The 12,698-nt window shown below is 46.4% G+C and carries 10 protein-coding genes; 3 read left to right on the top strand and 7 right to left on the bottom strand.

The window, feature by feature from the left end:
* Nucleotides 1-83: 83 nt before the first annotated feature.
* Nucleotides 84-1,193 (top strand): tRNA (uridine(54)-C5)-methyltransferase TrmA, encoded by a 1,110-nt coding sequence (trmA, locus tag AAA946_RS00765; protein WP_338163263.1) that lies wholly within the window; start codon nt 84-86, stop codon nt 1,191-1,193.
* Between the two features lie 85 nt (nt 1,194-1,278).
* Here trmA and AAA946_RS00760 read toward each other — a convergent pair whose 3' ends face one another.
* Entirely contained in the window at nt 1,279-1,650 is a 372-nt protein-coding gene (locus AAA946_RS00760; RefSeq protein WP_338163262.1) for a YijD family membrane protein, read from the bottom strand.
* Nucleotides 1,650-2,291: an HTH-type transcriptional repressor FabR gene (fabR, locus tag AAA946_RS00755; protein ID WP_338163261.1), complete on the bottom strand. Its 642-nt coding sequence runs from the start codon at nt 2,289-2,291 to the stop codon at nt 1,650-1,652. The genes AAA946_RS00760 and fabR overlap by 1 nt, the downstream gene beginning before the upstream one ends.
* 382 nt (nt 2,292-2,673) lie before the next feature.
* Between fabR and sthA the strand changes: the two genes are divergently transcribed.
* Nucleotides 2,674-4,074 carry a Si-specific NAD(P)(+) transhydrogenase gene (gene sthA / locus AAA946_RS00750; protein WP_338163260.1) on the top strand — a complete coding sequence of 467 codons (1,401 nt, stop codon included), beginning with the start codon at nt 2,674-2,676 and terminating at the stop codon, nt 4,072-4,074.
* Between the two features lie 79 nt (nt 4,075-4,153).
* On the opposite strand, the gene dinF is transcribed toward sthA, so the two are convergent.
* From dinF to AAA946_RS00735, 3 genes are all read right to left on the bottom strand, one after another.
* Nucleotides 4,154-5,500, bottom strand: a complete 1,347-nt coding sequence (dinF, locus tag AAA946_RS00745; RefSeq protein WP_338163259.1) for an MATE family efflux transporter DinF — start codon at nt 5,498-5,500, stop codon at nt 4,154-4,156.
* 95 nt (nt 5,501-5,595) lie between these two features.
* On the bottom strand, nt 5,596-6,408 hold the full coding sequence (locus tag AAA946_RS00740; protein ID WP_338163258.1) for a class I SAM-dependent methyltransferase: 813 nt from the start codon (nt 6,406-6,408) through the stop codon (nt 5,596-5,598).
* 788 nt (nt 6,409-7,196) lie between these two features.
* Nucleotides 7,197-7,814 carry a c-type cytochrome gene (locus tag AAA946_RS00735; protein ID WP_338163257.1) on the bottom strand — a complete coding sequence of 206 codons (618 nt, stop codon included), beginning with the start codon at nt 7,812-7,814 and terminating at the stop codon, nt 7,197-7,199.
* Between the two features lie 195 nt (nt 7,815-8,009).
* On the opposite strand from AAA946_RS00735, the gene yihA reads away from it, so the two are divergent.
* A complete protein-coding gene (gene yihA, locus AAA946_RS00730) occupies nt 8,010-8,678 on the top strand; it encodes a ribosome biogenesis GTP-binding protein YihA/YsxC (RefSeq protein ID WP_338163256.1) in 669 nt (222 codons plus the stop codon).
* Between the two features lie 419 nt (nt 8,679-9,097).
* Here the strand turns inward: yihA and AAA946_RS24125 are convergent, their stop codons facing one another.
* Nucleotides 9,098-9,145: a hypothetical protein gene (locus AAA946_RS24125; protein ID WP_438356636.1), complete on the bottom strand. Its 48-nt coding sequence runs from the start codon at nt 9,143-9,145 to the stop codon at nt 9,098-9,100.
* 193 nt (nt 9,146-9,338) lie between these two features.
* On the bottom strand, nt 9,339-12,128 hold the full coding sequence (polA, locus tag AAA946_RS00725; protein WP_338163255.1) for a DNA polymerase I: 2,790 nt from the start codon (nt 12,126-12,128) through the stop codon (nt 9,339-9,341).
* Between the last annotated feature and the right edge of the window lie 570 nt (nt 12,129-12,698).

Here is a 12,698-nt window from a genome sequence, read left to right as displayed (position 1 = left end):
CTGGGAAAAACTGGACAACGACGGGAGATTGAATAAAATCTGCCCTCCTTAATACAACTCATTACCGACGATAGGCAATCACAATGGCAAATCTCGACTTCACACCAGAAGGCTATCAAATCCAGCTTGAAGAAAAATCTCAACGTCTGATCGATATGATGGCGCCGTATTCTGCTCCTGAGCTCGAAGTATTTACTTCCCCAGAAAAGCACTATCGTATGCGTGCCGAATTCCGCGTGTGGCACGAAGGCGACGACATGTACTACATCATGTTCAACCAAGAAACGCGTGAAAAGTACCGTGTTGATCAATTCCCTGCGGCAAGCCGTCTTATCAACGACCTAATGCCACTGCTGATGGACGCGATGAAAGGCAATGAGCTATTAAGAAAGAAACTGTTCCAAGTCGATTTCCTATCGACGATGAGCGGCGAAATCTTGGTATCTCTGCTGTATCACCGTCAACTGGATGATGCGTGGAAAGCACAAGCACAAGCACTGAAACAGCAGCTCAATGACGAAGGTTTCAAACTGAACCTGATTGGTCGTGCGCGCAAGATGAAAATCGTCATGGATCAAGACTATGTGGTAGAGACTCTACATGTTAACGGTCAGCCATACCACTACCAGCAAGTGGAAAACAGCTTCACACAACCAAATGGCCCTGTGGCTCAAAAGATGTTGGAGTGGGCAGTCGATTGTACCCAAGAGAGCAAAGGTGATCTGCTAGAGCTGTACTGTGGTAACGGCAACTTCTCGTTGGCATTGGCACAAAACTTTGAGCGCGTACTTGCGACTGAGTTAGCGAAGCCCTCTGTAGAATCGGCGCAATACAACATTGCAGCCAACAAGATTGATAACGTACAAATCATTCGCATGTCAGCGGAAGAGTTTACTGAAGCGATGGAAGGCAAACGTGAGTTCCGACGTTTGCAGCAGCAAAATGTCGACCTTAAGAGCTACAACTGCAATACGATTTTTGTTGACCCACCACGTGCAGGTATGGATATCGATACCTGCAAAATGGTTCAAGGCTACGAGCGCATTCTGTATATCTCGTGCAACCCTGAAACCTTGAAAGACAACCTGGATGTACTGGGTGAAACACACCACATCACACGATTTGCACTGTTCGATCAGTTCCCGTTCACCCATCACATTGAAGCGGGTGTCCTCTTAGAACGCAAAGCCTAAGTTCAGATCCAATAGATATAAAAAAACGAGCCGATAAAGGCTCGTTTTTTTTATACTCACGCGAGGTGATCAATCATTCTCTGGATTAAGCTTCCTTGAGGATATAACCCATCTTTTTACCAATCCAGAATAGCAGCACCAAGACCACCATGATGGCGATAAAGTTAGAGCCTGCTTCTGGGTACTGCGCCTTAGTAAACGCTGAGTGACCGAACGCACCCACAAAGAATGCAGCCAGGCCAACCATTGGAAAATCTTCTGGGATTGGGTTTCTTAAATACTCTTGATATAGAGCTTGCACTGACAGCACGAGTGCAATCAATGGGAAAATCGAAAATGTCACTTCGCTGATGGTGAGCCAAGACAACATTGCATTACCACACATACCTGCAATCAGAGCAAGTACGAGCGTTTTTTTACCGCTTTCGCGGTTTTCGGAGGACACTTCATTGGACATTATTTGGACCCTTCTTTTTGACGGTTTCTTTCACGTTCTTTGCGATACCAGTGTGCACCCTTGGCCACTATCCTTAATTGGACAATCAGCCTCTCGGCCAGTTCATATCTTTCTTTCTTGCTAAGGTCTAACGCCTCAGCACCTGAACTGAACACGAGAATGACAGAAGCTTCCGCTTGGGCAAATGCTTCGTCACGGTCCATACCTGTGCTAACCAGATATTCAGTTAGCTCAGCGGAAAAGTGTTGGATCTCACGAGCCACCGCAGCTCGAAAGTCAAAAGAGGTACCAGAACGCTCCCTTAATAATAGGCGGAACACGTTGGGACTGCTTTCAATGAACTCCATAAACGTTTCAACTGAAGTACGGATCACACTGCCTTCTTTGACAATACGTTGGCGCGCTTGTCGCATTAACTGCCTTAACAGCAAGCCTCCTTCATCTACCATGGTCAGCCCCAGCTCATCCATATCTTTAAAATGGCGATAGAAAGAAGTTGGAGCTATACCGGCTTCGCGCGCGACTTCGCGCAGGCTCAAGTTCGAAAAGCTGCGGTCGGCACTAAGCTGACTGAAAGCAGCATCGATCAATGAACGACGCGTTTTTTCTTTTTGTTGTGCACGAATACCCATTGATTTCATGTTTAACCTAGGTGCTCTTGTTGGTTACCATCGATGACGGTAATTGAGGGAGTGGAGGTAATATAGCGCGAATAGTCACTTTGTATAAGTGTATGGCTGGCGATTTTGCCAAAAAACCTGTACGCATCTCACTTCATTTACTCTGCATTATACTTGAACAAGTTTCATTATTTTGCATACATCAAACGTTTATCCGGTGCTAACTCTCGATAAAACTGCGTGATCTTTCACACTCTATTCACGCAGCCATATTTACCAACGTTAATAATCCGTTAAAATCTCGCCATTGCCAGTCTATGAATTGCACTCATCACTCCTAGCCTACTGTTGCTATTAAAGCTAAACGTTTTGCAGGGAGTGTGAGGAACTACGAGGATACTATATGAGTCGCGCTAAACATTTTGATGCTATCGTAATCGGCAGTGGCCCAGGTGGTGAAGGGGCTGCGATGGGGCTAACAAAAGCTGGCCTCAACGTTGCGATCATCGAAAAAGAGAGCAGTGTCGGGGGTGGATGTACTCACTGGGGTACCATTCCTTCAAAAGCACTGCGTCATGCGGTCAGCCGTATCATTGAGTTCAACAGTAACCCACTGTTTTGTGGTAACAACACCAGTTTGCACTCCACGTTTTCTAACATTTTGGGGCATGCAAAAACAGTGATCGACAAACAGACACGACTACGCCAAGGCTTCTACGATCGAAACGAATGCACATTGCTGTTCGGTACTGCACGTTTTATCGACACCCACAGTCTGGAAGTGACCAAATCCGATGGCACCGTCGATACCTACACCGCAAATAAATTTGTTATTGCAACCGGCTCTAGACCTTACCGTCCAGCCGACGTCGACTTTAATCATCCGCGTATTTACGATAGCGACTCCATTCTTTCCCTAGAACACGACCCTAGACACATCATTATTTACGGCGCAGGCGTCATAGGCTGTGAGTACGCGTCTATCTTCCGTGGTTTGGATGTAAAAACCGACCTCATTAATACTCGTGAGCGACTTTTGGCATTTTTGGATAATGAAATGTCCGATTCCTTGTCTTACCATTTCTGGAACAGCGGTATGATGATCCGCAACGACGAAACGTATGCCAAGATTGAAGGCACTGAAGACGGCGTGATCATCCACCTCAACTCGGGCAAGAAAATGCGCGCGGATTGCCTACTGTATGCCAATGGCCGAACAGGTAATACCGATGCACTCAACCTTGATGCCGTTGGTCTAGTCGCAGACTCCCGCGGACAACTAAAAGTGGATACCAACTACCAAACCGACATTGAGCATGTTTATGCTGTTGGCGATGTGATTGGCTACCCAAGCTTGGCGAGTGCAGCGTACGATCAAGGTCGATTTGTCGCTCAAGCCATCACTCGAGGTGAAGCTGAAGGTAAGCTGATTGAGGATATTCCGACCGGTATCTATACCATCCCTGAAATCAGTTCCGTCGGTAAAACAGAGCAAGAGCTCACCGAAGCCAAAATCCCTTACGAAGTGGGGCGCTCGTCATTCAAACACCTTGCGCGTGCCCAGATCGCTGGTAAAGATGTGGGAAGTTTGAAAATCTTGTTCCATCGCGAAACCAAAGAAATTTTGGGTATTCACTGCTTTGGTGAGCGCGCTGCCGAAATCATTCATATCGGCCAAGCGATTATGGAGCAAAAGGGGGAAGCCAATACCATCGAGTACTTCATCAACACGACCTTCAACTACCCAACGATGGCGGAAGCTTATCGTGTTGCAGCGCTCAACGGTTTGAATCGCCTGTTCTGATAGCACGGCTTTCTATACAACAAAGGCGACATAATGTCGCCTTTGTTATTAGTAAACCTGACCAAGCCAGTCATTGAAACTAAGCCGTCAAGAACTGCCCGCGCCGCCACTGATGGACAAAGATCACCGCCAGCCCCAAGCCTCTCACGGCCATAAAGCTGAGCATCGCCAGCCATAACGCATGGTTTCCCCAGCTACTCATCAAAAAGAACAGAGCAAAAAAGCTGCACGTCGCGACAAACATACTATTACGCATATCTTGACCTTTCGTCGCGCCAATAAAAATGCCATCAAACAGAAAACACCACATGGAGACCAATGGCATGGCAATCAGCCATGGCAAGAATCGCTCCGCCTCTGTTTGTACCGCCGCGATGGAAGTGATCATGGCAATTAAATAACCGCCCAAGCCAGCAAATACCAATGTCAGTAACACGCAAATGACCGCACTCCAAAAAAAGGTCACCACAAGTGAATCAATGAGCTGACTGCGACTTTTCGCCCCAATGGCCTTACCCACCATCGCTTCCATTGCGTAAGCAAAACCATCCATGCCATAGGAGATAAGCATCAAAAAACTCATTAATACGGCATTCGCTGCTACAATGTCATCGCCAAACGCCGCACCTTGAAACGTCATAAAGCTAAACGTCGCTTGCAGACATAATGAACGCAGAAAAATGTCACGATTGAGCTTCACAAAGCGACCAATATCACGACGCACCTCCGACACCAGTTGTAGCGCATTGGGTAATGCACGTTGACGCCAAGTGCGCGCGGCACACCATAGGCCAAATGCACAACCAGAGTAGTCAGCAATGACCGACGCCAACGCGGCCCCTTCCACTTTCCACCCTAACCCAATCACAAACAGTACATCTAGAGCGATATTCACTAGGTTAGTGATGATCACCATCCACATGGGTGCCTTAGCATTTTGGGTGCCCAACAGCCAACCTAACAGGACAAAGTTCATCAATGCTGCTGGCGCACTCCAAGCACGCACCGCAAAATACTGATAACCGTAATGCTTCACTTCAGTACTGGCAGAGCTCAGCGAAAAGATAAGGTCGGCGAGCGAGGTGTGCAGCAGCAAAAACAGCGCCGCAAATACCAGTGCCATTAAGCTCCCTTGCAAAAACACCAGCGCTAGTTGACGAGTATCATTAGCGCCAAAGCTTTGTGCAGCAAGGCCTGTCGTGGACATTCGTAAAAATCCCAGCAGCCAAAATGTAACACTGATCATCGTACTGCCAAGCGCGACCCCACCTAAATACCACGCGTGCTCGAGGTGGCCAATCACAGCAGCATCAACCAGCCCTAATAGCGGTACGGTAATATTGGATAACACCATTGGGATGGCCAACAGCAATACTCGGCGGTGCAAAGGCAAATCAGAAAGAATGGCAATTGATTGTTGAAACACGAACACTCCAGCACGTCGACGCTCCACCAAAGGTGCTTTAGTGGATGGGATGATTGAAGCGCTATAGTAACGTTATTTTATGATGGGCACCGCAACTACCATTCAATATTAATAATATTGGGTGTGAGACGATGTCGGTAGATGGGCAGTTTCGCCACGACACGTTGCCAACGAGACCAACGCTGGCAATGTCTCTCGATAGGAGACTGTAGAGAGGCTTTGTATGTCCATGGTAACCATTGAAACAGTTTCTCAATCGGCTTTCTCATGCCATGTTGATAGTGCTCACAGCCCATCTTTTGTCCCAAGTGGCTGGTCGTCATATCCCCCGCCAACACCACACAAGCCTTAGCATGCTGAAAATGACAACCAATAGCTTGCACAAAATGAGCAATGCGATGTTCTGTGCAATCAAGTAATGCTTGTTCACAAACAATCAATATAGGCTTATCTGCCGGGATGAGCAGAGACGACAACCAACTCATATCATCAGTCGAGCCACACGTTAGTGTGTAGCGCTCACTTTTATGAAACAGCCTCTGACGCCACACTAAGTGCTCATTCGTATCGACTTCAAGCCAGTGACAGCGACCATTGTCCAGACGATAGAAACGAGTATCGAGTCCGGCACCGACATTGATGACCCAACCATCAGGGTTCGTTTCTAAAAAACGTTTTACTTGCAGATCACAGAGCTGAGTTAAGGTGGCATGAAGTAGCTGACTTTGGTCTACATTTCCGGAGAGGCACTCCGGTGCTAATTGGCAACGGCGGCAAGCATGCGCCGCGATTGGATCGTAGATAATGCCGTCATCAAGCAAACTTTCACGGCTGCGCAACCATAAAGGTCGAAGTAATTTGCTAGGCACATCTAACGGGTCGGTGTGGCGGTTGCTGCGATTATCCATATTGCCTCCATGCATAGAGTCAAAGATGATAATCGCTCTCAACAAATAACTCAAGGAAAACGCGAGTAATTATCATTTAGCCTTGTGTTTTGGACGTAAAAAAAGCGACAGGCGTACCTGTCGCTTTCCATCACCATAGGGGGTGAAATTGATGACACTCTTTGAATGCCTCACAAATATCCGTTTGTTATTTGTGCTTCCACTGCTAATTCTTGTTTGTCATCGTCCTGATGCGTTCTTACGATCCCTAGCAAAACCTTTTGCTCGAGTTCTTCCTAAACCCTGTCCATTTGTTTTCTCATCCTGAGAATAATCGACCATCCTTATCTGCCCATACTCCGAGTATGAACGACGTCCTTATTATTACTTTGGCAATCCTCGCCAAACATCCATGAAGACCTTCTTGGTCTGAAATCCTTGTGTCAGCATCCTGTCGACAAGAAACAATTTACCTGACTATCGAGGGAACACAACCAAGCTCGACATTTTTTCTGACTCGCTACAACGCAGAAACAACTAAAATGATATAAATCAGATATTTATTTTGTACTGTGGGTGCTTTTGCGCTAACAAGTATGGCAAATATCGCACAACGGGCTTGGATAACTCGCCAATCGCCTTCAAACCGCTATGAGATCGAAGTGAGATCTGTGTCACCCAATACACTGTGCTAATACGCTGCGCAAAAGCCAAAAACAACAATGCCCCTTCATTAGAAGAGGCATTGCAAGCTCGGTTTGGCGTTAAAAAAACTATTTTGGGCTGCTAGTTTTGTAACGCGGTTCGAATTAGTGAAGACCGCCCACGTATTTAGAAAGAACGTCGATATCATCGTCGTTCAGCTTTTTGGCGATATCACGCATCATCGCGTTCATATCGTTGGCACGATCACCGCTGCGGAATTTCTCCAGTTGTGACTTCACATACTCAGCATGCTGACCAGAAATTTTTGGGAATCCTGATAGCTCAGTGCCGTTACCACGAGGACCGTGACAGGCGATACACGCGGTAATTCCACGCTCAGCATCACCCGCGGTATACAGTACTTTACCAACTTCAACCACATTCTCAGGGGTGCTGTTGGCGGCGATAGGCATAGATGCGTAGTACGCCGCGAGATCCGCCATATCTTGCTCAGATAGCGGCATTGCCATACCACTCATCACAGGATCATAGCGACCTTGCTTACCGTTGCTTGTCATACCAAGCTTTAGGTCTTTCAGTTGTTTTTCAATATATTTTGCGTGCTGTCCTGCGATGCTTGGGTACATCGTTAGCAGACTGTTACCGTCCGCTCCATGACACGCTACACACGTTTGGGATTTTGCTTTACCAGCTTCAATATCGCCTTGGGCCCATACTGAGCAGCTGACTACAAGACTCAAGATTAGCGCTAATTTTTTCATGACATTCCATTATAATTATCAAGCTTCCAGTACCACTATACGCCTCGCAAAACCCTACAGATTGGTGTCAAAGGGACAAAATAAGGTAACGCGGGCAATTAATACCGATCATGGTACAATGTGTGGCCATATGCCGAGCACGGTTATTTTACACAATTTCACAAAAAAGTAATCAATCGACTACACAAAGTCGAGATGGAGTTAACAGTGAGCGTAAAAATTCATTATCAAAACACGCATTTCATTACAAGTGCACCCGATATTCGTCACTTGCCAGAAGATGAAGGGATCGAAATTGCGTTTGCAGGACGCTCCAATGCAGGTAAATCCAGTTCACTGAACCGTCTTACCAACCAAAGAGCCCTGGCGAAAACCAGTAAAACGCCAGGCCGTACTCAGCTAATTAACCTATTCAAGGTAGACGAAGGGTGTCACATCGTTGACTTGCCTGGATACGGCTTTGCTCAAGTTCCACTTGAGATGAAAAAGAAATGGCAAAAATCGCTAGGCGAATATTTGCAGAAACGTCGTTGCCTGAAAGGCCTAGTGGTGCTGATGGATATTCGTCACCCGATGAAAGACCTTGACCAGCAATTAATTGAATGGGCTGTTGAGTCTGGTATTCCCGTTCAGGTTCTTCTGACAAAAGCAGACAAGCTGAAAAGTGGTGCTCGCAAAGCACAAGTGTTGAAGATCCGTGAAGCAGCACTGGCATTTGGCGGTGATGTGCAAGTCGACCCGTTTTCGTCACTAAAAGGCATTGGTGTTGATCAATTACGAAATAAACTCGACACTTGGTTTGCGCCAGCATTTGCACACCTTGAACAATCTGACGAATTAGAAGATGGTGAGCAAGACGCTTAACGGTCTTTGGTTATAAAAACACAGCTTTACAGAAACAAAACGCCCCGCCTTCCTGGCAGGGCAATGGGAGAGAGAAGATTTAGTATTATTGTTTGTTCCAAGCATCTATGAAGCGTTCGAACAATGCAATCATCAGCCATACAAAGTGTGAGCTAGTCTTCTCTTATCTTCCCACTTCCCCTTTGCTTGCAACCCTAAAAAATACTTTATATTTCAGACAGTAAACACCTTACTTTCTGGCGTTTTTCTACGCTTGATTCTAGGTAAGAATTATACAAAGTGTGAAGGTCGTTTAATTACAGAATTTAGTAATGAAATGCCGTGAAGAAGAGAAGTGAAAAGCAGAATTTCAAACGCTAAAGAATTTTCTTTGCCACAAGAAAAAACGCCCCAGTCAAATACTGACTGGGGCGGCTGAATCAGCCTAATCCAATAACGTGAAACAAAAGGTCTGAAAGATAGAACATCTTACCTCTGTACCCTACGCGTTCTAATGTACAACAAGTGATCAGGAAATGAAACTATTTTTGTAGTTTTTTTTCATGAAGTTTTTGTTAATAGACATAAGTCGCTTAGATGCATGAACTTTTTTAACATCGAAAAAAAGCCAGCGACTGTGCGCTGGCTCATGTTAATTTAATAATTTAGCTCAAAATATGACTAATGAGCCTGATCCCAGTTGTCTCCGTGACCAGCTTCAGCAACAAGTGGAACAGCCAATTCTGCTGCCGACTCCATCAATTTCTGTACTTTACTTTCAATTTCGCCTAAAGATGACGATTCCACTTCAAAGACCAGTTCATCGTGCACTTGCATCAAAAGTTTCACCTTGCCGTCACCTTCAGCCTGGATCCACTCATCAACCAACAACATCGCCTTTTTGATGATGTCTGCGGCTGTCCCTTGCATAGGCGCGTTGATCGCTGCACGCTCCGCCGCCTTACGACGCATACCGTTACGAGATTTAATTTCTGGTAGGTGCAATCGACGACCAAAGATGGTTTCAACATAGCCTTTCTCGGTCGCTAACGAGCGTGTGTCTTCCATGTATTGCATCACACCTGGGTAACGCTCAAAATAAGTATCCATGTATTGCTGAGCTTCACCACGGGGGATGCCTAGCTGCTTAGACAGACCAAAAGCACTCATGCCATAGATAAGACCAAAGTTAACGGCTTTGGCACGGCGGCGCTGTTCACTGGTCACTTGTTCAATATCAACACCAATGATCTCCGCCGCGGTTGCAGCGTGGATATCCTTACCTTGTTGAAACGCATCCAATAATGCTTTATCACCCGATAGATGCGCCATAATACGCAGTTCGATTTGAGAGTAATCCACCGCTAGAATTTTCCAGCCGTGAGGCGCTACGAACGCCTGACGAATACGACGGCCTTCTTCATTACGGATAGGGATGTTCTGTAGGTTCGGATCCGTCGATGACAAACGGCCCGTTGCTGTTACCGCTTGATGATAAGACGTGTGCACACGACCCGTTTCAGGGTTAATCATCTTCGGCAATTTATCGGTGTAGGTGGATTTGAGTTTTGCTAGGCCGCGATACTCCAAGATCAATTTAGGCAGAGGGTAATCCAAAGCCAGCTCTTGCAATACCTCTTCGTTGGTGGACGGTGCGCCTGACGGTGTTTTCTTAAGCACCGGCAGTCCCATCTTCTCAAAGAAAATCGCCTGTAGTTGCTTAGGCGAGCTCAAATTGAACTCTTCCCCTGCAATCTCAAATGCTTTTTGTTCTAATTCATCGAGGCGTGCAGCAATCTCTTGTGATTGAGCACCCAACAACATGTCATCAATCAACACACCGGTACGCTCGATACGCGAAAGCACAGGAACCAACGGCACTTCGATGTCTTGGTAAACACGATTCAACGCTTCATTTTTCTCAAGTTCTGCATTGATACGCTGATGAAGACGCAATGTCACATCCGCGTCTTCTGCCGCATATGGTGCCGCTTGATCCATCTCGATTTGGTTAAAGGTCAACTGTGACTTGCCTTTACCTGCAATCTGCTCGAATGAAATGCAGCTATGCTGCAAAAAGCGCAGTGCCAAGCTGTCCATGTCGTGCTTACCGCCGACACTGTTGTAGACATAAGAAGCGAGCATGGTGTCGTATTTGATGCCCTTAAGCTCAATACCATAGCGCGCAATCACGCTGGCATCGTACTTGAGGTTTTGACCGACTTTCACCACGTTGTCATCTTCAAGCAGCGGCTTCAACTGCTCGAGAACCCAATCACGGTCGAGCTGCTCTGGTGCGCCCATGTAGTCGTGCGCGACAGGGAGATAAGCGGCCACGCCTTCTTCGGTCGCAAATGACAGACCGATAAGGTTGGCGACCATGTAATCTAAGCTGTCCGTTTCAGTATCGAAAGCAATCACAGAAGCCGCTTTTAGCTTCTCTAACCACTGAGCAAATTGCTCTTCGGTCAGGATGGTTTCGTAGTGGCTACGGTCAATTGTGACTGCAGAGGTGTCCATCGCTGGTGCATCATCATCGCCAGAAACGCGTTTTGCTGCGCTCTCTACAGCTTGCACTTCGCCCGTACCGCCTTCAAGAAGCTCATTGAGCCAAGATTTAAAGGTCAGTTGGCCAAACAGCTTGGTGAGCTCATCAACGTTTGGCGTCTCTTTCAGCAGAGACTCAGGGGTACAATCGAGCTCCACATCCAGTTTAATGGTCGCAAGATCATAAGAAAGCAGTGCATTCTCTTTGTGCTCAGTCAGCTTTTTCGCCATGGTTTTTGAACCACGGAAGCCAAGAGGGGCGATATCATCGAGCTTTTCATACAAGTCTTTGATGCCGCCGATACCTTGTAGCAAGGCTGTCGCTGTTTTGTCACCCACACCAGGAACGCCTGGGATGTTATCTACTTTATCGCCCATCAGTGCTAGGTAATCGATAATAAGCTCAGGTGGAATACCAAACTTGTCCACCACGCCCGCTCTGTCCATCACCACATTAGTCATGGTGTTGATAAGCGTCACGTTGTCATCCACCAGCTGGGCCATATCTTTATCACCTGTACTGATCAGCACTGGCATATCCGCTTGAGATGCTTGATGCGCCAGAGTACCTATCACATCATCGGCTTCCACGCCTGGCACACAGATAAGCGGTAAACCCATCGCACGAATCACGTTATGCAAAGGTTCAATTTGGCAGCGAAGATCGTCCGGCATAGGTGGACGGTTTGCCTTGTACTCTGGGTACATATCATCGCGGAATGTTTTGCCCTTGGCATCAAATACCACCGCTATACGATCTGAGGCAAATTGACGCATCATGCTTCGCAGCATGTTAACAACACCGTAAACCGCATTAGTTGGAATTTCGCCATTGCTCATCGTTTCTGGATAAGCATGAAATGCTCGATAAAGATAAGAAGAACCATCGATAAGGATCAATGGGTTGTCTGGTATTTGCGCCATGTTTAGTTGTCCAAAATTTTTGGTAGTGATCTATAAGGATGCCATGACTCGCAGCGCGATGCTACGCTCTTTCACTGTCTATATACACAGTTACCAAATTAAACTGCGCTCTCGCATCCCCCAGCCTGTGGATAAATCTGTTTATAGAGTTGTTTTAACAAATGATAAAGTTATTCAAGGTTATCAAAAAACAAATATAAGGCACTGTAATTAAAGCATTAAATATCAGATCCCCCACCCCTTCCATGATCCTTCTTGGATCATGCCATGTGGAAAACCCAATTTTGCGTTTAATGACAGCGATAGGATTATATTCTAGTCAGAGTGTGCAATTAATCTGCAAAGAGTAGATAGAAAAAAAGCGACACCAAAGGTGTCGCCTAGCAATAATAGGAGGAGGCTATCTCGTCAAACGAGTACGGCTAACCAACCAAAAGCTATAAATACACTGGAAGCAATGTGAGCAATGTCGTGTCAAAAAAGAACCGGTCGAGCCAGCAACCTCAGCCATACAGCGGGTAATTGCTTAACCTTTCCCCTCAAGACGAGTTAATAGTAATCATTCTCATT

The organism is Vibrio sp. 10N, assembly GCF_036245475.1.
Lineage (GTDB): Bacteria > Pseudomonadota > Gammaproteobacteria > Enterobacterales > Vibrionaceae > Vibrio.
The sequence above is the reverse complement of the archived record's forward strand: the minus strand, read 5'-3'. Positions and strand labels throughout refer to the sequence as shown.

Coding starts and splice junctions, on each gene's coding strand:
- fabR (WP_338163261.1), bottom strand. CDS start 2,291: ATGAAATCAATGGGTATTCGTGCACAACAAAAAGAAAAAACGCGTCGT.
- yihA (WP_338163256.1), top strand. CDS start 8,010: ATGGAGTTAACAGTGAGCGTAAAAATTCATTATCAAAACACGCATTTC.
- sthA (WP_338163260.1), top strand. CDS start 2,674: ATGAGTCGCGCTAAACATTTTGATGCTATCGTAATCGGCAGTGGCCCA.
- AAA946_RS00760 (WP_338163262.1), bottom strand. CDS start 1,650: ATGTCCAATGAAGTGTCCTCCGAAAACCGCGAAAGCGGTAAAAAAACG.
- trmA (WP_338163263.1), top strand. CDS start 84: ATGGCAAATCTCGACTTCACACCAGAAGGCTATCAAATCCAGCTTGAA.
- polA (WP_338163255.1), bottom strand. CDS start 12,128: ATGGCGCAAATACCAGACAACCCATTGATCCTTATCGATGGTTCTTCT.
- AAA946_RS00740 (WP_338163258.1), bottom strand. CDS start 6,408: ATGGATAATCGCAGCAACCGCCACACCGACCCGTTAGATGTGCCTAGC.
- AAA946_RS00735 (WP_338163257.1), bottom strand. CDS start 7,814: ATGAAAAAATTAGCGCTAATCTTGAGTCTTGTAGTCAGCTGCTCAGTA.